Here is a 17,971-nt window from a genome sequence, read left to right on the forward strand (position 1 = left end):
CTCCGTAGCACCCTCTCCCCTTGTGGGAGAGGGTGGCTCGCCGCATAGCGGCGAGTGAGGGGTATCTCTCCACAAGGGCCTCCCTCGCCGTCTGAATTCGACGATAGAACCCCTCATCCGGCGCTTTGCGCCACCTTCTCCCACAAGGGGAGAAGGAAGATCACCTCCCGCTCGCCGCCTCCAGGCCGCGGCTGTAGCGCGACATCGCGAAGCAGAACACAAAGTAGATCGCGGCGACGAAGATGTAGACTTCGACCGAGAACTGCTGCCACGCCGGATCGATGATCGCCGTCTTCGCCGTCGTCAACAGATCGAAGATGCCGATGATCAGGACGAGGCTGGTGTCCTTGAAAAAGGCGATGAAGGTATTGACCAGCGGCGGGATGACGTGGCGGATCGCCTGCGGCAGGACGATCAACCGGTTCGTGCGCCAGTAGGACAGCCCGAGCGCATCGGCAGCTTCATATTGCCCGCGCGGCACGGCCTGAAGGCCGCCGCGGATGACTTCGGCGAGATAGGCCCCCGCAAACAGGATGATCGCGATCTGTGCGCGGAGCAGCTTGTCGATATTGAATCCACTGGGCATGAACAGCGGAAACATCACGCTTGCCATGAACAGCAGGCTCACCAGCGGCACGCCGCGGATCAGCTCGACATAGAGCACGCTGAGCGAACGGATCGCCGGCAGCTTTGAGCGCCGGCCGAGCGCGACGAGAATGCCGAGCGGAAACCCGAATGCAAGGCCGAACGTCGCCAGGATCAGGGTCACCGGGAGGCCGCCCCAGCGATCCTGCGAAACGAAGGAAAGCCCGAGCACGCCGCCCCACATCAGCATGCTGATCAGCGCGAGTGCGCCGACCCAGAGAAGGACCAGCTCGCGCCGCCACAGGGCGCGGCGGGTGGAGAGGTAGAACAGCGCGATGAACAGCAGCACCGACAGCGCCGGCCGCCACTGCTCGTCGAACGGATAGGTGCCGAACAGGATGAAGCGGTACTTTTCGGGAATGATCGCCCAGCAGGCGCCGAGGCCGCGCACCGCGCGGCAGGCACTGGAATCGTTCGCCGGGGTCAGCCACACGGCATTGGCGATGCCCCACTGCACGAAGCTGAAGATGCCTTTGGCGAGGATCGCCAGCAGCACGACGGTGAGGATACCGTTCGGGATCGACGAGAACAGATTGGTGCGCAGCCAGCGCAGCGCCGGATTTCCCGTCTGCGGGCGGCGGGCGGCGCGCGGCACTTCCGGCATGTCGGCGATCGCGGTCATGTTCAGCGCTCCACCAGCGCAATGCGCGAATTGTACCAGTTCATGAAGAAGCTGATGGAAAGGCTGATGGTCAGGAACACCGCCATGATCAGCGCGATCGCCTCGATCGCCTGGCCGGTCTGGTTCAGCGTGGTGTTGGCGATCGAGACCACGTCCTGGTAGCCGATCGCGACCGCGAGCGAGGAGTTCTTGGTCAGGTTGAGATACTGGCTCGTCATCGGCGGCACGATGACGCGCAGCGCCTGCGGCAGGATGATCTGTCGCAGCATGAAGCTGCGGCGCAGGCCGAGCGCGTTGGCGGCATCCCACTGTCCGCGTGGCACGGACTGGATGCCGCTGCGCACGATCTCGGCAATGAAGGCCGAGGTGTAGGTGACGAGTGCGATCAGCAGCGCGAAATATTCCGGGGCAAGCGTCAGCCCGCCGACGAAGTTGAAGCCGCGCAGCTCCGGCCATTCGATTGTCCAGGACGCGCGAAGCAGTACCGACACCAGCACTGGCAATGCGAGGATGAAGCTCACCGCAAAGGGCCATACCGGCCGCGGTTTGCCGTCGCGCATCTGCTGCACGATCAGCCATCGCCGGATGAGATAGACCACGGCAAGGCCGAACACCGCCGTGCCGAGCACCCAAAGCTGCGGCGGGCCAAGCGGAATGGCCGGCAGGATCAGGCCGCGATTGGACAGGAACATGCCCTCGATCGGCCGCCATGCCGCGCGCGCGGCCGGCAGCGCCTGCATCAGCACGTACCAGAACAGGAGTTGAAGCAGCAGCGGGATGTCGCGGAGCGTTTCGACATAGACGGCGGCGAGGCGCGACAGCAGCCAGTTGGCCGACAGTCGCGAGATGCCGATCAGCGTGCCCAGGATGGTCGCGAGCACGATGCCGATCACGGCGACGCGCAAGGTGTTGCCGACGCCGACAACGAAGGCCCAGAGATACGTGTCTCTCGGGTTATAGGCGAGCAGACTGTCGGCGATGGGCATGCCGGCCTCGCGGCCGAGGAAGGCAAAGCCGGTCGTGATGCGGCGCGCCGAGAGGTTGGTGACGGTGTTGGACCAGAGAAAGCCGATGACTGCGAGCGCAATCCCGACCACCAGCACCTGCCAGAACAGGCCCTGCAGCTCGCGGCGTCCCCATGCCCCGAACAGGCGGCGGCGCGGTGGCGGTCTCGGCGTGTCCGATGTCACGGCACAAAAACCCTTCTCGAGAGGCAGCGATTTCCGGCGGCGCACGTCAACTGTTGCACCAATTTATATTTCGTGCAACAAATGTTTCATGGCCGAGCCCGCGAAATCCTCGCCGCTGAGCGAACTGCGCATTGCATTGCCATCGCTGCCGATGCGGTTGCAGGAAGTCGGGCGCTTCGTCGCCGCCAACGATTACGACGCCACCACCCGTTCGATGCGCGACCTCGCGGCCGAAGCTGGCGCCGATCCCGCCGCGTTCACGCGGCTCGCCAAGGCGATCGGCTATTCGGGCTGGGACGAATTGCGCGCGGCGCTGACCGAGGCACGGCGACCATCGCAGACTTCGCCCTTCTCCGGCCGCGCCAGAAGCCGCCGGCCCGGCCCGAATGCCGATGTCGCGCTCGTCACCGACAAGCTCGAGGCCGAGGCCGCCGGCCTTCCGCGCATCCCGGCCCAGCCGATTGCGGAGGCCGCACGCTCCCTGCATGAGGCCAAGCGGATCTGGATCGCAGGCTATCGCAGCTGCCGCAGCGTCGCTGAGTTGCTGAACTACGAGTTGCGGCTGTTCCGTCCCGAACAGGTGCAGCTCGTCGGCGTGTCCGGCCCCGACGATCTCGATCTCGGCGCCTTCCGCCCCGGCGAGGCCGTCATCGTCATCGGCTTCCTGCCGTACACGCACGCGAGTGTCCGCGTCGCGCAAGCCGCCCACCACAGCGGCGCAACGCTGATTGCCATCGCGGACAGCCTCTCTGCGCCGATGGCCGAGGGCGCCGACCACGTGCTGCTGTTCGAGGCGGCCTCCTCTCCCGGCTTCTTCCCGAGTCTCACCGGCGCGATCGCGATCGCGCAGTCGCTGGCTGCCGTGACGTTCTCGCTCGGCGGCGTGGCCGCGAAGAAGCGCCTGGAGCATACCGAGACGCGGCTCACTGCTGCCTCCATCTACGTCTCAGAGAAAGGTTGACCCATGGCCGCTCGCACCAGCCGCGTGCTGCACCGCTCGTTGCGCGAGACGCCGCCCAAGGCGATCGGCGGCGAAGGCGTCTATCTCTTCGCCGAGGATGGGCGGCGCATCATCGACGCCTCCGGCGGCGCGGCGGTCTCCTGCCTCGGCCACCAGCATCCACGCGTGATCGCGGCGATGGCAAAGCAGGCCTCGACGCTGGCCTATGCGCATACTGCTTTCTTCTCGTCCGAGCCGGCCGAAGCCCTCGCCGACACACTGGTCGGCCATGAACCCGGAGGACTCGCTTATGCCTATTTCGTCAGCGGCGGATCCGAGGCGATCGAAGCCAGCATCAAGCTCGCGCGGCAATATTTCATCGAGCGCGGCGAGCCGCAGCGGCAACATTTCATCGCACGGCGGCAGAGCTACCACGGCAACACGCTGGGCGCCCTCGCGGCCGGCGGCAATGCCTGGCGCCGCGCGCCATATGCGCCGCTGCTCTCGGCCGCCTTCAGCCATGTGACGCCAGCGTTTGCCTATCACGAGAAGCGCGAGGGTGAATCCGACGCGCAGTTCGTGGCGCGCTTGGCGGCGGAGCTCGAAGCGGAATTTCAGCGGCTCGGTCCCAACACGGTCGCGGCGTTCCTCGCCGAGCCGGTCGTCGGCGCCACCGCCGGCGCGGTGACGGCACCGGACGGCTACTTCAGGGCGGTGCGTGACATCTGCGACCGGCACGGTGCACTGCTCATCCTCGACGAGGTCATGTGCGGCATGGGCCGCACCGGCACCACGCATGCCTGGGAGCAGGAAGGCATCGCGCCCGACATCCAGGCGATCGCAAAAGGGCTCGGCGGCGGCTACCAGCCGATTGGGGCGATGCTCGCGAGCGGCAAGATCATCGACACCATCCGCGCCGGCTCGGGCGCCTTTCAGCACGGCCACACTTATCTGGCACATCCCCTCGCCTGCGCCGCCGCACTGGCGGTGCAGGAGGTGATCCGCGAGGACGGCCTGCTCGAGCGCGTGAAGGAGCGCGGCAAGCAGCTCGAACAGCGCCTGACCGAGCGCTTCGGCAATCACCGCCATGTCGGCGATATCAGGGGCCGTGGCCTGTTCTGGGCGATCGAGCTCGTCGCCGATCGCGCCAGCCGCGCCTCGTTCGATCCCGCGCTCAAGCTCAATCAGAAGATCAAGGCGGAGGCCTTCGCCAATGGGCTCGGCTGCTATCCCGGCGGCGGCACCGTGGATGGCGTGCGCGGCGACCACGTGTTGCTGGCGCCGCCCTATATCGCCTCCGCAGAGGAGATCGACCTGATCGTCGACAAGCTCGGCACGGCCGTCGATAACGTATTGCGTAGTGTCAATCACTGAGGGGAGTAGCATGATGAGGAAAGTGGTTATCGCAGCGAGCGTGCTCGCTGCATCGACGGTTGTCGCATCCGCCGCGACGCTCGATACGGTGAAGAGCCGCGGCACGCTGGTGTGCGGCGTCAGCGCCGGCTTTGCCGGTTTTTCCGCGCCCGACTCGCAAGGCAATTACAAAGGTCTCGACGTCGATTATTGCCGCGCGCTCGCGGCCGGCGTGCTCGGTGATGCCAGCAAGGTGCGCTACGTCTCGCTGACCGCGCAGAACCGCTTCACTGCGCTGCAATCGGGCGAGATCGACGTGCTCTACCGCAACTCGACGCAGACCTATCTGCGCGGTGTGACGCTCGGCCTGCGCCAGGGTCCGATCAACTTCTACGACGGCCAGGGCTTTGTCGTGAAGAAGGACCTGGGTGTCAAGGACATCAAGGACCTCAAAGGCGCCACCGTCTGCGTGGCGCAAGGCACCACGCACGAGGTGACGCTAGGCGATTACGGCCGCGCCAATGGCATCGACTGGAAGCCGCTGGTGTTCGACCGCGTCGACACCATGTACCAGACCTTCTTCGGCGGCCGCTGCGATGCCATGACCCAGGATGCCTCCGCGCTCGCCGGCGCCGTGACCACCGCGGCGCCGAATCCGGCCGATTACGTCGTGCTGCCGCAGACCATCAGCAAGGAGCCGCTTGGGCCCTTCACCCGCAACGGCGACGAGGTCTGGAGCGACATCATCACCTGGCTGCATTTCGGCCTGATCGAGGCCGAGGAGCTCGGCGTGACGCAGGCCAATGTCGACGAGATTGCGAAGTCGCAGACGCCCGCGATCCAGCGCCTGCTGGGCGCCTCCGGCGACCTCGGCTCGCGGCTCGGGCTCGACAACAAATGGCTGGTCACCGCGATCAAGGTCACCGGAAATTACGGCGAGATCTACGAGCGCAATGTCGGCAAGGCGAGCCCGCTCAAGCTCGATCGCGGCCTCAACGGCCTCTGGAGCAAGGGCGGCTTGATGTACGCGGTGCCGTTCAAGTAAACGACTGCCGTGTCCCGGACGCGCTGCAGCGTGCAACGCTACAGCGCAGAGCCGGGACCCAGCGGCCACAATGGGCCCCGGCTCTGCAGCGCAATACTGCGCATTGTGCTGCGTCCGGGGCACGAGACCCATGGATAGCCACCTTAGATGACGACGTCCCCTCGCATCGCCCTGATCCACGCCCTCAAGCATTCCATCGCCCCGATCGAAGCGGCGTTCGCCAAGGCCTGGCCGGAGGCGCGGCTGATGAACCTGCTTGATGACAGCCTGTCGGCGGATCTTGCCCGGGACGGCGCGCTCAACGATGCCATGACCGAGCGCTTCCTCGCACTCGGCGATTATGCGGCGGCGACCGGGGCGAACGGGATCCTGTTCACCTGCTCGGCCTTCGGCCCCTGTATCGAGGCGGTCGCACGCGCGCATGCGCCGATGCCGGTGCTCAAGCCGAACGAAGCGATGATCGCGCGGGCGGTGACGATGGGCACACGGATCGGCCTGTTGTCCACCTTTCCGCCGACCCTTGTGTCGATGCCGCCGGAGTTTCCGGCCTCCGTCCAGATCGTGCCGAAGCTTGCCGAAGGGGCCCTGACGGCGCTCGACCGCGGCGACCGCGCCACCCACGACCGGCTGATCGTCGAAGCGTCTAAGGACCTGCGCGATTGCGACGTCATCGCGCTGGCGCAGTTCAGCATCGCAGCAACGGCACCGCTGGTCTCAGAAGCCACTGGCCGTCCCGTCGTGACCACACCTGACAGCGCGGTCGACAAGCTGATGACACTGCTGAAAGCGAAGGCTTAGGCACCTGTCGCTTTTCGACGCCGCGCGCCCTTGATCGCAGCCGCGAGCGCGGCCTTCGTTTCGCTGACGAAATCCTCGACCAGATCCTCGCGGGTGGTATGGGCGGCCTCACCGGTGAACAGGCCCTGCTCGGCCAGCATCACCACGCCGTGCAATGCCGCCCAGATCTTGAGCGCCTGGCGTTCGCGCAAATAGCCGACGGCAGGCACTTCCAGGGCTTCGATCACGAGCGAGAAGGTCTCGCGCGTGGCCTCGTGCAGCTCGCTTCCCTTGGCGGCGCATGCCACGGTGCGGGACGCGAACATCAGGCGGTAGATGCCGTTGCGGCGCAGGCCGAACTCGAGTGTCGCCTGCGCCAGCCGCGACAGCTTGGATTGCTTCGACGGCCTCGCCATGGCCTCACGCAAGATCGCGCTGAGCTGCCGGAACGCATCCGCCGTCACCGCTGCAAGCAGCGCCTCGCGGTCGGCAAAATGGCGGTAGGGCGCCGGCTGTGACACGCCGAGCTGCTTTGCCAGCGCCTTGATGCTGATGGCCTCGGCGCCGCCCTGTTCCGCCTCGCGCAGCGCCGCCTTGATCAGGGCATCGCGAAGATCGCCATGGTGGTAGGTGTTCGCAGGCTTGCGGGCGAGTTGTGAGCGCATGGTGTGGCGAACCTATAAGTTTGCGCTTGACAGGGAAAGCCTGCCGCGAATGTAATAGCATATAACTTAAAGCCCACGGCAAATGCCGCAGATAAAATCGACATGAGGAACGCGCCGCCCTGCGGGCCCCGCGCATACGACCGAGGATGCCGCCATGACAGAGCGACTGAGGGTTCACGTGGATCCCGACAAATGCCAGGGCCACGCGCGCTGCAAGGCACTCGCGCCGGAACTTTTCGAGCTGGACGAATACGGCAACGCCCACGAAGCCGGCGACGGCACGGTCCCGCCGGGGCTCGAGGACAAGGCGTGGCTTGCCAAATCCAACTGCCCGGAAATCGCGATCGATGTGATCGAGGAGTAGCGCGGCCCCTGCCGCCCCGCGTCCTTTCAGCGAACACGAGCCAAGGGATTCCCAGCCATGTCCGACGCCAGTCCGCCCGCCGCCCATCCGCCCGTCACCGACTGGGTCCATGATTTCGACCATACCGATCCGCAATGGACGGAGGATCCCTTCCCGATCTGGGACGAGCTGCGCGCAGCGAGCCCGGTCGTGCACACCGAGCGGTTCCTCGGCTGCTACATGCCGACGACTTATGAGGCCGTGCGCGAGATCGCCAACGACACCGAGCATTTCTCCTCGCGCCGCATCATCGTGCGCGACGTCCGTCCCGAGGTCGCGAGGAACGCCGCCCCGCCGATCACCTCAGATCCGCCCGTGCACAAGCCCGCCAAGCAGCTGTTGCTGCCGCCCTTCACGCCGGACGCGATGAAGAAGCTGGAACCGCGGATGCGCGCGATCTGCAACGAGCTGATCGACGGCTTCATCGCCGATGGCAAGGTCGACGCCGCCGCACGCTACGCCAAATATATCCCGGTTCGGGCCATCGCCCACATGCTCGGCATCCCCGAGAGCGACAGCGATCTCTTCATCAACTGGATCCACATGATCCTCGAGCTCGGCATCAAGGACGAGAGCAAGCTGCTGCAGGCCGTGCAGGAGATGAGTGCCTATTTCAGCGCGCATATCGACGCGCGCAAGGACAAGCCGACCGACGATCTCATCTCCTACCTGATGAACGCCAAGGACAAGGAGGGCAACCCGCTCGAAGACTCGCACGTCCTGGGCTCGCTGCGCCTGCTCCTGATCGCCGGCATCGACACCACCTGGAGCGCGATCGGTTCCTCGCTCTGGCACCTCGCGAAGACGCCGGGCGACCGCGAGCGACTGATCGCCGAGCCAGGACTGATCCCGACCGCAGTTGAGGAGCTGCTGCGCGCCTATTCTCCGGTGACGATGGCCCGCGAGGTGGTCAAGGAGACCACGATCTCGGGCTGCCCGGTCAAGGCGGGCAACATGGTGCTGCTGTCCTTCCCGGCCGCAAATCGCGACCCCAAGATGTTTCCCGACGCTGACAAAGTCGTGATCGACCGTCGCGAAAACCGGCACGCCGCCTTCGGCCTCGGCATTCACCGCTGCGTCGGTTCCAACCTGGCGCGCATGGAGATGCAGGTTGCGCTGGAGGAATGGCTGAAACGCATCCCAGATTTCCGGCTCGATCCGGCAGGCGCCGTGACCTGGTCACAGGGCACGGTGCGGGGGCCCCGCCAGTTGCCATTCTTGCTCGGAAAGGCGATGTAGGCCTTTCCAGACAACGGAGAGGCCGGGCGTGACTGAACAAGCAATCGAGCCGGCCTCCGACCACATCGACATCGCCGACGCCAAGCGGCGGATCAAGGCGATCTTCATCGGCTCCATCGGCAATCTGGTCGAGTGGTACGATTTCTACGCCTATACGGCGTTCGCGCTCTATTTCGCTCCCGCCTTCTTCCCCGGCAACGACCCCGTCGTGCAGCAATTGAACGTCGCCGTCGTCTTCGCGGCGACGTTCCTGATGCGGCCGCTGGGCGGCTGGTTCTTCGGCTATCTCGCCGACCATTTCGGACGGCGCATCTCGCTCACGCTCTCTGTCGTCTTCATGTGCTTTGGTTCGCTGATCATCGCGCTGACGCCGACCTATGCCACGATCGGATTCGCCGCGCCTGTCATCCTCGCGCTTGCACGCGTCATCGAGGGCCTGAGCCTCGGCGGCGAATACGGCGCCAGCGCCACCTATCTCAGCGAGGTCGCCGATCCCAAGCACCGCGGCTTCTATTCGAGCTTTCAATACGTCACCCTGATCGGCGGCCAGCTCACCGCGATCATCGTGCTGCTGCTCCTGCAAAAGGTCTTCCTCACCCCACAGGAGCTGAAGGACTGGGGGTGGCGTATCCCCTTCGCGATCGGCGCAGCGCTCGCGATCTTCGCAGCGGTGATGCGGCGCGGCCTGCACGAGACGGAGGCGTTCGAGGAAGCCAAGAAGGTGGTGAAGCCGACCGGTTCGATCACCAATTTGCTGCGTTATCCGCGCGAGCTCCTACTCGTGGTCGGCCTCACCGCCGGTGGCACCGCGGCGTTCTACACCTTCACCACCTACATGCAGACCTTCGTCAAGCTTTCGGTCGGGCTGACCGAGGACCAGACCACTTTCGTGATCTTCGGCACCTTGGTCTTCGCGACCATCCTCCAGCCGATCTACGGCGCGATCTCCGACAAGATCGGACGGAAGCCGCTGCTGATCTTCTTCGGTGTCGCCGGCACGCTCGCGACCGTGCCGCTGTTGATGACGCTGAAGGAGACCAAGTCGCCCTTCGTCGCGTTCGTCCTGATCTGCTGTGCCTGGCTGTTCGTCGCCGGTTACACCTCGATCAACGCCGTGGTGAAGGCCGAGCTGTTCCCGACCAATGTCCGAGCGCTCGGCGTCGGACTGCCCTATGCCATCACGGTGTCGGTCTTCGGTGGCACCGCGCCGGCGATCGCGCTCTATTTCAAGAGCATCGGGCACGAGGAATGGTTCTACTTCTACCTCAGCGGCATCATCTGCCTGTCCCTGGTGATCTATGCTACCATGCGCGACACCAAGCACACTTCGGCAATGCATCGGCACGAGTAGACCATGGCTGAAGAGACGCCATCCGACAGCAAGCTGACGCGCACTAAGGAGAAATGGGCGCGCGAGGGCCGCTTCCTCACAGGGAAAATCACGCGGCCTGAGGACCAACGGCTGCCGCCCGGCCAGCACCTCACCAAGGACTGGCCTGTGCTCGATCTCGGAGTCGTGCCGCCGGTGTCACGCGAGCGCTGGCGGCTCGACGTCTATGGCGCGATCGAGAGCCCCGTGTTCTGGACCTTCGACGAATTCATCGCGCAGAAGCAGGCGCGGTTCACCTCCGACATCCATTGCGTCACCACCTGGTCGCGCTACGACAATGAGTGGGACGGGCTTGCCACGCGCGAGCTGCTCGCGGCCTGCCAGCCGCGCGAGGATGCACGCTTCGTGACGCTGCATTCCCATGACGGCTACACCACCAACTTGGCGCTGGAAGACTTTGCCGCCGAGGATGCGCTGCTCGCCCATAGCTGGTCCGGCCAGCCGCTGACGGAGGAGCATGGCGGCCCGGTGCGGCTGGTCGTGCCGCATCTCTATTTTTGGAAGAGCGCGAAATGGCTCCAGGCCATCGAATTCCTGACCGAGGACGCGCCGGGCTTCTGGGAAGTTCGCGGCTATCATAATCGCGGCGACCCCTGGGCCGAGCAACGCTATTCCGACGATTAGAATTCAAGCAGGAACGGGGGAAGCCCATGTCGACGGAGCGCTTTCAATTCACGGGCGAAGGCGGCCATCAGCTTGCCGCCGCGCTGGAGTTGCCGGACGGCGAGCCCACGGCCTACGCGCTGTTTGCGCATTGCTTCACTTGCGGCAAGGACACACTGGCCGCCAAACGCATCTCGGTCGCGCTGGCAGCCAAGGGCATCGCGGTCCTGCGCTTCGACTTCACCGGGCTCGGCTCGAGCGAAGGCGATTTCGCCAATTCGACGTTTTCGTCCAACGTCGCCGATCTCGTCCGCGCAGCCGACCATTTGCGCAACGCCCGCAAGGCGCCGTCGCTCCTGATCGGCCACAGCCTCGGCGGCGCCGCGATCCTCGCAGCTGCTGGAAAGATTCCCGAGGCCAAGGCTGTTGTGACCATCGCGGCGCCATCCGATCCAGCGCACGTGACCGGCCTCTTCAGGGAGCATCTCGACACCATCCGCGCGCAGGGCGAGGTCGAGGTCTCGCTCGCAGGACGCCCGTTCCGGATCAAGCGCGAGTTCCTCGACGACATCGCCGAGCACGAGCTGATGAAGGACATCACGGGGCTGCACGAGGCGCTGCTGGTGATGCACTCGCCGGTCGACGACACCGTCGGCATCGACAATGCGACCAAGATCTTCGTTGCGGCCAGGCACCCCAAGAGCTTCGTCTCGCTCGACCATGCCGATCATCTGCTCGCCAAGCCCGCCGACGCCCTCTACGCAGCCGACGTGATTACGGCCTGGGCCTGCCGCTACATCGACACCGCAAAGCCCGCGAAGGCGATGGATCTGCCCGAGGCGCCGCGCCAAGTCGTGGTGCAGGAGACCCGCAAGAGCAAGTTCAACCAGATCGTCACGGTCGGACCACATCGTCTGGTGGCGGACGAACCGGTCGCCGCCGGCGGCGAGGATGCCGGTCCTGGGCCCTATGATTTCCTGCTCGCTGGCCTCGGCGCCTGTACCTCCATGACCATGCGTCTTTATGCCGACCGCAAATCGCTGCCGCTCGACCGCGTCACCGTCAGATTGAAGCATTCCAAAATCTACGCCAAAGACTGCGCGGAGTGCGAGACGCGCGACGGCATGCTCGACCAGATCGAACGGGACATCGCGATTGATGGCGCGCTTGATGCCGAGCAGCGCAAGAAGCTGATGGAGATCGCGGACAAGTGCCCGGTGCACCGGACATTGACGTCGGAGATCCGCATCGTGACGAAGGCCGTGGACTAGCGCGACTGCGCTAGAAGCACGATGCCATCGTCCGCAATGCCGCGCTGATCTCGTTTTCGCGCCAGGCCGCAAAGCCGAGCAGCAGGCCATGATCGCGCGGCCGGTCCAGCGCCAAGCCGGACAGCGCCCGCGTTTCAACGCCCGCGGCAGCCAGCCGCTTGACCGCCGCCCGATCGGCGGTGCCGCGTTTGAGACGGGCGACGAGCTGGATGCCGCCCGCGGGCACTTCGATCGAGAGCATCTCGCCCAGATGGAGCTCCAGTCCTGCAACGAGGTGATCGCGGCGCGCGTGATAGAGCCGGCGCATCCGGCGCAGATGCGCGAGGAAATGCCCGCCGGCGATGAACTCGGCCAGCGCTTCCTGGATGTGGCTGGACGCGATCAGCCCGATGTGCCGCTGCGCGATCTCGAAGGTGCTGACCAGCGCCGGCGGCACGACGAGATAGCCGAGCCGGATATCCGACGTCATCACCTTCGAGAAGGTACCGACGTAGAACACGCGGCCATGGGCATCGAGCCCTTGCAAGGCCGGCACCGGCCGGCTGTCATAGTGGAATTCGCCGTCGTAATCGTCCTCCACGATCCAGCTCTTGCCGGGCATGCACACATCAAGAAATTCGGTGCGGCGCGCCAGCGACATCAGCCGTCCGGTGGGATGCTGGTGCGATGGCGTCATGAAGATCAATTTCGGGGCCGCGAGACCCGGCATCCGCTGCATGCCCTGCGCGTCCAGCCTCATGCCGATCACGTGCGCGCCGGAGGCGCGGAGGGCTGCGGCCGCGCCGGGATAGCCGGGATCCTCGACCCAGACCTCGTCGCCGGGGGAGATGAGAACAGCCGCGATCAAGGTCAGCGCGGCCTGCGCGCTCGGCAGGATCATGATCTGCTCTGGCGTGGCGCGAACACCTCTGCTCGCGGCTAGATAATGCGCGAGCGTCTCGCGCAGGCGCGTTCGGTTGACCGGTCCGAGTTCGCGTTTGGCCGCACGCACGGCGCTGCGGCGCAGGCAGCGAGCCCAGATCTCGTTCGGAAACTCCCGCGCATCTCCAAGCCCTGGCCGCAACGGTCTGAGCGGCACCTGATAGGACATCGGCCAGTCGGTCTGCTTGAGCTGCGAGGCCCAGGGTGAAAGCCGCAGCTTGCCGGTGCGCACGCGCGCCGCAACGGCATCCGCTGCTTGACGTCGTTCGCCGCCGTCGACGGTGACCACCGGACGGCGGCCGTGCGACGCCGCGAGATATCCCTCCGCGGCGAGCTGCTCGAATGCATAGGTGACGGTGTTGCGGGAAACGCCGAGATCGCTGGCGAGCCGGCGGCTCGATGGCAGCGCGCGACCTTTGCCGAGGCGGCCGGTCGCGATCAAGCCACGGAGCTGACTCGTCAGTTGAGCCACCAGCCCGTCGTCGCCGGTCCGCTTCAGGTCGATCAGGGCCGAGATCATATCATCCGAAACTGGCACCTTGTTTCTTTCTGATCTGGTGCTTTTGTGGGTACCAGCGCGAATGCTATCTGCCGGACCGGACTGCTTCAAGGATCTTGCGATGAACTCCCTGTCACCCCGCGCCGCCGTCGGCCTGTTCCTCATCGTCGTGCTGGCCTGGGGCGTGAACTGGTCGGTGACGAAGCAATTGGTGCAGCTCGTCCCGCCGCTGTGGAGCTCGGCGATCCGGAGCTGGATCGCACTGGCAGGATTGTTTGTGATCCTCGGGCTGAGCAACAATCTCGTGATTCCGGAGCGGCGCGACGTGCCGGTGGTCCTCAGCGTCGCCCTGCTGCACATGACGCTCTTCTCCATTCTGGTCGCGGCCGGCCTGCGCTTCCTGCCCGCGAGCAAGGGCATCGTGCTCGGCTACACCACGCCGCTCTGGGTCGCGATTGCGGCACCTTTGCTCGGGAAGGACACCCTGACCGCACCCAAGCTTGCCGGCGCCATGCTTGGACTGATCGGCCTTGCCGTGATCCTGAATCCGTCTTCAATCGACTGGAGCAATGCCAACGTCGTGCTCGGCGCCGGCATGGTCATCCTGGCCGCGATCTCCTGGGCAGCGAATATCATCTATGTCCGCGCGCATCGCTGGATCGCCTCCCCGCTCCAGCTCCTGTTCTGGCAGGTGCTCGTGGCCACGGTCGTGCTCTCGACCCTGGCGATGGTCATCGACGGGCTACCACATGTGGAATGGTCGTGGAGGCTGGCTATGCTTTTCCTGTACTCCGGCCTGATCGGAAGCGCGCTGGCCTATTGGGCGATGTCGATGGTCAACAAGAGCATCTCGGCGCTGACGACGTCGCTTGGAACAACCGGGACGCCGCTCGTCGGCATCGCGAGTGCTGCGATCCTGCTGGGCGAGCCCCTGGACTTGAGCCTCGCTGTCGCGGCCGGATTGATCGTCACCGGCATCGGACTTGCGACGCTCGGCGACCGGCTGTTGCGCAGTCAGGCCACCGCGAGCGGTTGAACCCGCAGCGCGCCACGCAAACCTGCGGTCGTGCCGAGCAGGATGCCGGCGAGCGCGACGAACGAGCCCAGCGCCAGCGTCGACACGCCCGTGAGCCCCTGCCCGATCGAACAGCCGAACGCCATCACGCCGCCGATGCCCATCAGCGCGGCGCCGCTGCCCGAGCGCAGCATGTGGCGCGGCGAGGAATAGCCTTCAAGCTTGAAGCGGCCTGTGGCGAGTGCGGTGATCAGGCTGCCGGCGAAGACGCCGGCAACCGTCGCAATGCCGAAATTGAGCGTCAGGCCGGTCGAGAGCATGGCGTATTGCAGCGCGTCTGCGATCGGCGCGATGAAGGTGAGCGAGGTCACCGGCACCGGATTGAAGTCGTCGGCACCGAGATAGCCGGTGACGAACCAACCGGCGGCGACGAGCAGGCCGACGACGACGCCCGCCGCGATCTGGCCCGGCGAGCGCCGGAACATCGGATGCGCGAAGGCAAACAGGATCAGCGCGACGACGATCACGGCCGCCGCCAGCGCACGCGAGAGCGCTTCACCGGGGCCAAGCGATGCCAGCAACGAAGGCAGCGAATTGACATTGACGGTGGTTTGCGAGGCCTGAACCAGCGCGATGCGAGCCGGCGCGATCAACCCCTTGAGGGTCATTTGCGCAGCGATGGCGAGCACGATCACGACGACGAAGGAGCGGAGATTGCCGCGGCCGAGCAGCACCAGGGCGCGCGAGCCGCAGCCGTTCGACAGCACCATGCCGTAACCAAACAGCAGGCCGCCGAGGAACAGCACCGGCACCGAGAACGTTTGCTGCAGGTAGATCGACTTGCCCAGATCGGCCATGCCGTTGCCGGCAAGGAACTGGCTGGCGGCGATCGCGACGGCGATCGCCAGCGCATAGGTCCGCACCAGCCGCCCGTCTCCTTCCGCGAGCCAGCCGCGCATGCTGCTCATCAGGCAGAAGCCGCTGAGCAGGCCGACGGCGCCGTAGACAAGGCCGATGGCAAGGCCAACGAAGATGACGATTGCTGCGGACGAGCCCATGATTACGGCTTCAGGACCACGCGATCCCGCGAGGAGCCGGCGACCGCGACATACGCCTCCTTGGCGCGCTCCAGCGGATAGACGGCATTCGCCTTGACCGGAAACGGTTTCAGCTGCCCGCTCGCAAAGCCCGGGCCGAGGTCGCGCAGCACCGCGCCTGTCGCTGCCGAGGGGAGGCCGAGCGTGTCGATGCCGACATAGGTGTGCTGGCCCCGATAGAATTCGAGGATGTTGAACTGCACGATCCGATCGATCGCGGCGATCAGGATCTGACGGCCACGCAATGCGAGCGACTTGTGCGCGGCCTGGAAGTAGGGATCGCCGACGGTATTGAAGACGATGTCGGCTCCCTTGCCGCCGGTCAATTCGCGCACGCGCGTGGCGACGTCCGTCGCGGAGGCGTCGACCACCTCGATGGGGGCGTTGGTGTGGCCTTCGTAAGCTTCCGCCTTGCGCACCACGCCGATGACGCGCGCGCCCTGCCAGGTCGCGATCTGCACTGCGGCTTGGCCGACCTTGCCATTGACGCCGAACACCAAAACGGTCTCACCGTTCTTCGGCACGCCCGCGCGGCGAAAGCCTTCCATCGCGGTGACGAAGGGCACGCCGATGCCAGCGGCCTCCTCCCAGGACACCGTCTTTGGCTTATCGACGACGGCGTCAGCTTCGACCACGAGATGGGTTGCGTGGGTGCCGTCGCGGCGGATGCCGAGATCGCCGGAAGAGCCGAACACCTCGCGGCCGACCGTGCCGGCCGGCCCGTCGATCACCACGCCGGAATAGTCGCGGCCCGGCGTGCGCGGGAACACGGCATAGGGCATCAAGCCGGTCGCGGCCTTCACGTCGGAGGGATTGACGGCGGCGGCCTTAACCTCGATCAAGACATCGTTTGGACCGCGCGTCAGCGTGTGACGCTCAACCACCGGCGCAACCGCGGCAGCGTTCTCGGCCCTGGCGTTGAGGCGCACGCAGCGCGCTTCGATGGTTTTGGTATCGGCTGGCGACATGAAAGACCCGCGATTTCTCGCCGGCCTTGTCGCCTTTGGGGCCGGTCAAGTCAATCGGTCAGTCAATCCTTGGGCCGCTTGTCGTAGAGGCGCTTGGCCTTGCCGAGCGAGCGTTCCAGCGTGGCGGGCGCGACCACCTGCACCCTGGAGCTGATGCCGATGGTGTTCTTGATGTGGGTCGAAATCCGGTCGGCATGGTCGAGAAGACCGCGGCCGTCCCAGCTTTCGGATCGCGCCTCCGCGATGATGGTGAGCTCGTCCATACGGCCTTCGCGGGTCAGTTCCAGGATGAAGTGGCCGCCGCACCAGTCGGTCGCGAGCAGCACCTCCTCGATCTGGGTCGGGAACAGATTGACACCGCGCAGGATGATCATGTCGTCCGAGCGGCCCGTCACTTTCTCCATCCGCCGCATGCCTGGCCGCGCCGTGCCCGGCAGCAGCCGCGTCAGGTCGCGGGTGCGATAGCGGATCACCGGAAAAGCTTCCTTGGTGAGTGAGGTGAAGACCAATTCGCCCTTCTCCCCGTCGGGCAGCACCGCCCCCGTTTCAGGATCGATCACTTCGGGATAAAAATGATCCTCCCAGATGTGCAGGCCATCCTTGGTCTCGATGCATTCCTGGGCGACGCCGGGGCCGATCACTTCGGACAGACCGTAGATGTCGGTCGCGTCCATGTCGAAGGCCTCTTCGATCTCACCGCGCATCGCATTGGTCCAGGGCTCGGCGCCGAAGATGCCGACCTTGAGCGAGCACTGGCGCGGATCGAGCTTCTGACGCTTGAACTCGTCCAGGATCGCCAGCATGTAGCTCGGCGTCACCGTGATGATGTCGGGCCGAAAATCGTTGATCAGCTGCACCTGCCGCTCGGTCATGCCGCCCGAGATCGGCACCACGGTGCAGCCGAGTTTTTCGGCACCGTAGTGCACGCCAAGGCCGCCGGTGAAGAGGCCGTAGCCATATGCATTGTGGATGATCATGCCGGTACGGCCGCCGGCCGCGCGGATCGAGCGCGCCATCACGTCCGACCAGGTGTCGATGTCTCCTTGCGTATACCCCACCACGATCGGCTTGCCGGTCGTGCCGGAGGAGGCATGCACGCGCACCAGCTTTTCGCGCGGCACGGCGAACATGTTGAAGGGATAGTTGTCGCGCAAATCCGTCTTCACCGTGAACGGGAATTTCGCGAGATCGGAGAGCTCGCGAAAATCGGACGGATGTACGCCGGCCTCGTCGAAGGCCTTGCGATAATGCGCGACGTTGTCATAGGCGTGCTTCAGCGACCAGGACAACCGCTGCTTCTGCAGCGCCATGATCTAATCGCGCGAGGC

The 17,971-nt window shown here is 65.4% G+C and carries 16 protein-coding genes and 1 pseudogene; 10 read left to right on the forward strand and 7 right to left on the reverse strand.

Going from position 1 to position 17,971, the window contains the following annotated elements; genetic code table 11:
* Window positions 1-160 precede the first annotated feature (160 nt).
* Both CV770_RS28150 and CV770_RS28155 read right to left on the reverse strand, forming a co-directional pair.
* On the reverse strand, window positions 161-1,267 hold the full coding sequence (locus CV770_RS28150; protein WP_104464694.1) for an amino acid ABC transporter permease: 1,107 nt from the start codon (window positions 1,265-1,267) through the stop codon (window positions 161-163).
* Between the two features lie 2 nt (window positions 1,268-1,269).
* Entirely contained in the window at window positions 1,270-2,457 is a 1,188-nt protein-coding gene (locus CV770_RS28155) for an amino acid ABC transporter permease (protein ID WP_104464707.1), read from the reverse strand.
* A gap of 88 nt (window positions 2,458-2,545) precedes the next feature.
* Here CV770_RS28155 and CV770_RS28160 point away from each other — a divergent pair, with 88 nt between their 5' ends.
* From CV770_RS28160 to CV770_RS28175, 4 genes are all read left to right on the forward strand, one after another.
* Window positions 2,546-3,418, forward strand: coding sequence for a MurR/RpiR family transcriptional regulator (locus CV770_RS28160; RefSeq protein WP_104464695.1), 873 nt, complete (start codon window positions 2,546-2,548; stop codon window positions 3,416-3,418).
* Between the two features lie 3 nt (window positions 3,419-3,421).
* Window positions 3,422-4,771, forward strand: coding sequence for an aspartate aminotransferase family protein (locus tag CV770_RS28165; protein ID WP_104464696.1), 1,350 nt, complete (start codon window positions 3,422-3,424; stop codon window positions 4,769-4,771).
* A 10-nt stretch (window positions 4,772-4,781) separates the two neighbouring features.
* Complete coding sequence (locus tag CV770_RS28170; protein ID WP_104464697.1) at window positions 4,782-5,795, forward strand: amino acid ABC transporter substrate-binding protein; 1,014 nt, start codon at window positions 4,782-4,784, stop codon at window positions 5,793-5,795.
* A 147-nt stretch (window positions 5,796-5,942) separates the two neighbouring features.
* A complete protein-coding gene (locus tag CV770_RS28175) occupies window positions 5,943-6,593 on the forward strand; it encodes an aspartate/glutamate racemase family protein (protein WP_091953574.1) in 651 nt (216 codons plus the stop codon).
* Here CV770_RS28175 and CV770_RS28180 read toward each other — a convergent pair.
* The gene (locus tag CV770_RS28180) at window positions 6,590-7,237 is read right to left on the reverse strand and encodes a TetR/AcrR family transcriptional regulator (protein ID WP_104464698.1); all 648 of its coding nucleotides are present in this window, start codon (window positions 7,235-7,237) and stop codon (window positions 6,590-6,592) included. The two genes, CV770_RS28175 and CV770_RS28180, sit on opposite strands and share 4 nt — an antisense overlap.
* 154 nt (window positions 7,238-7,391) lie before the next feature.
* On the opposite strand from CV770_RS28180, the gene CV770_RS28185 reads away from it, so the two are divergent.
* From CV770_RS28185 to CV770_RS28205, 5 genes are read left to right on the forward strand one after another with little or no spacing between them, the layout of a single operon-like run.
* A complete protein-coding gene (locus CV770_RS28185) occupies window positions 7,392-7,601 on the forward strand; it encodes a ferredoxin (protein ID WP_007607931.1) in 210 nt (69 codons plus the stop codon).
* Window positions 7,602-7,658: 57 nt separating this feature from the next.
* Entirely contained in the window at window positions 7,659-8,879 is a 1,221-nt protein-coding gene (locus CV770_RS28190; protein ID WP_104464699.1) for a cytochrome P450, read from the forward strand.
* Between the two features lie 28 nt (window positions 8,880-8,907).
* Window positions 8,908-10,230, forward strand: a complete 1,323-nt coding sequence (locus CV770_RS28195) for an MFS transporter (RefSeq protein ID WP_104464700.1) — start codon at window positions 8,908-8,910, stop codon at window positions 10,228-10,230.
* Window positions 10,231-10,233: 3 nt separating this feature from the next.
* Window positions 10,234-10,893, forward strand: a complete 660-nt coding sequence (locus tag CV770_RS28200) for a sulfite oxidase-like oxidoreductase (RefSeq protein WP_104464701.1) — start codon at window positions 10,234-10,236, stop codon at window positions 10,891-10,893.
* Window positions 10,894-10,919: 26 nt separating this feature from the next.
* A complete protein-coding gene (locus CV770_RS28205) occupies window positions 10,920-12,143 on the forward strand; it encodes a bifunctional alpha/beta hydrolase/OsmC family protein (protein ID WP_104464702.1) in 1,224 nt (407 codons plus the stop codon).
* A 10-nt stretch (window positions 12,144-12,153) separates the two neighbouring features.
* Here CV770_RS28205 and pdxR read toward each other — a convergent pair whose 3' ends face one another.
* A complete protein-coding gene (pdxR, locus tag CV770_RS28210; protein ID WP_201760079.1) occupies window positions 12,154-13,584 on the reverse strand; it encodes a MocR-like pyridoxine biosynthesis transcription factor PdxR in 1,431 nt (476 codons plus the stop codon).
* Between the two features lie 100 nt (window positions 13,585-13,684).
* On the opposite strand from pdxR, the gene CV770_RS28215 reads away from it, so the two are divergent.
* On the forward strand, window positions 13,685-14,599 hold the full coding sequence (locus CV770_RS28215; RefSeq protein WP_104464704.1) for a DMT family transporter: 915 nt from the start codon (window positions 13,685-13,687) through the stop codon (window positions 14,597-14,599).
* Here CV770_RS28215 and CV770_RS28220 read toward each other — a convergent pair.
* From CV770_RS28220 to paaK, 3 genes and pseudogenes are all read right to left on the reverse strand, one after another.
* Window positions 14,578-15,636 carry a YeeE/YedE family protein gene (locus tag CV770_RS28220; RefSeq protein ID WP_104464705.1) on the reverse strand — a complete coding sequence of 353 codons (1,059 nt, stop codon included), beginning with the start codon at window positions 15,634-15,636 and terminating at the stop codon, window positions 14,578-14,580. The two genes, CV770_RS28215 and CV770_RS28220, sit on opposite strands and share 22 nt — an antisense overlap.
* A gap of 2 nt (window positions 15,637-15,638) precedes the next feature.
* Window positions 15,639-16,643 carry a quinone oxidoreductase family protein gene (locus CV770_RS28225; RefSeq protein WP_104464706.1) on the reverse strand — a complete coding sequence of 335 codons (1,005 nt, stop codon included), beginning with the start codon at window positions 16,641-16,643 and terminating at the stop codon, window positions 15,639-15,641.
* A 62-nt stretch (window positions 16,644-16,705) separates the two neighbouring features.
* Window positions 16,706-17,956, reverse strand: a pseudogene (gene paaK, locus CV770_RS28230) (phenylacetate--CoA ligase PaaK); the annotation flags it as partial.
* Window positions 17,957-17,971: the final 15 nt, after the last annotated feature.

The sequence above is a fragment of the Bradyrhizobium sp. AC87j1 genome, assembly GCF_002936975.1.
GTDB classification, from domain to species: Bacteria; Pseudomonadota; Alphaproteobacteria; order Rhizobiales; family Xanthobacteraceae; genus Bradyrhizobium; species Bradyrhizobium shewense.

Excerpts from the sequence above, each read along its gene's own strand:
- CV770_RS28150 (WP_104464694.1), bottom strand. The coding sequence starts at position 1,267 with ATGACCGCGATCGCCGACATGCCGGAAGTGCCGCGCGCCGCCCGCCGC.
- CV770_RS28160 (WP_104464695.1), top strand. The coding sequence starts at position 2,546 with ATGGCCGAGCCCGCGAAATCCTCGCCGCTGAGCGAACTGCGCATTGCA.
- CV770_RS28165 (WP_104464696.1), top strand. The coding sequence starts at position 3,422 with ATGGCCGCTCGCACCAGCCGCGTGCTGCACCGCTCGTTGCGCGAGACG.
- CV770_RS28170 (WP_104464697.1), top strand. The coding sequence starts at position 4,782 with ATGATGAGGAAAGTGGTTATCGCAGCGAGCGTGCTCGCTGCATCGACG.
- CV770_RS28175 (WP_091953574.1), top strand. The coding sequence starts at position 5,943 with ATGACGACGTCCCCTCGCATCGCCCTGATCCACGCCCTCAAGCATTCC.
- CV770_RS28180 (WP_104464698.1), bottom strand. The coding sequence starts at position 7,237 with ATGCGCTCACAACTCGCCCGCAAGCCTGCGAACACCTACCACCATGGC.
- CV770_RS28185 (WP_007607931.1), top strand. The coding sequence starts at position 7,392 with ATGACAGAGCGACTGAGGGTTCACGTGGATCCCGACAAATGCCAGGGC.
- CV770_RS28190 (WP_104464699.1), top strand. The coding sequence starts at position 7,659 with ATGTCCGACGCCAGTCCGCCCGCCGCCCATCCGCCCGTCACCGACTGG.
- CV770_RS28200 (WP_104464701.1), top strand. The coding sequence starts at position 10,234 with ATGGCTGAAGAGACGCCATCCGACAGCAAGCTGACGCGCACTAAGGAG.
- CV770_RS28205 (WP_104464702.1), top strand. The coding sequence starts at position 10,920 with ATGTCGACGGAGCGCTTTCAATTCACGGGCGAAGGCGGCCATCAGCTT.
- pdxR (WP_201760079.1), bottom strand. The coding sequence starts at position 13,584 with ATGATCTCGGCCCTGATCGACCTGAAGCGGACCGGCGACGACGGGCTG.
- CV770_RS28215 (WP_104464704.1), top strand. The coding sequence starts at position 13,685 with ATGAACTCCCTGTCACCCCGCGCCGCCGTCGGCCTGTTCCTCATCGTC.
- CV770_RS28220 (WP_104464705.1), bottom strand. The coding sequence starts at position 15,636 with ATGGGCTCGTCCGCAGCAATCGTCATCTTCGTTGGCCTTGCCATCGGC.
- CV770_RS28225 (WP_104464706.1), bottom strand. The coding sequence starts at position 16,643 with ATGTCGCCAGCCGATACCAAAACCATCGAAGCGCGCTGCGTGCGCCTC.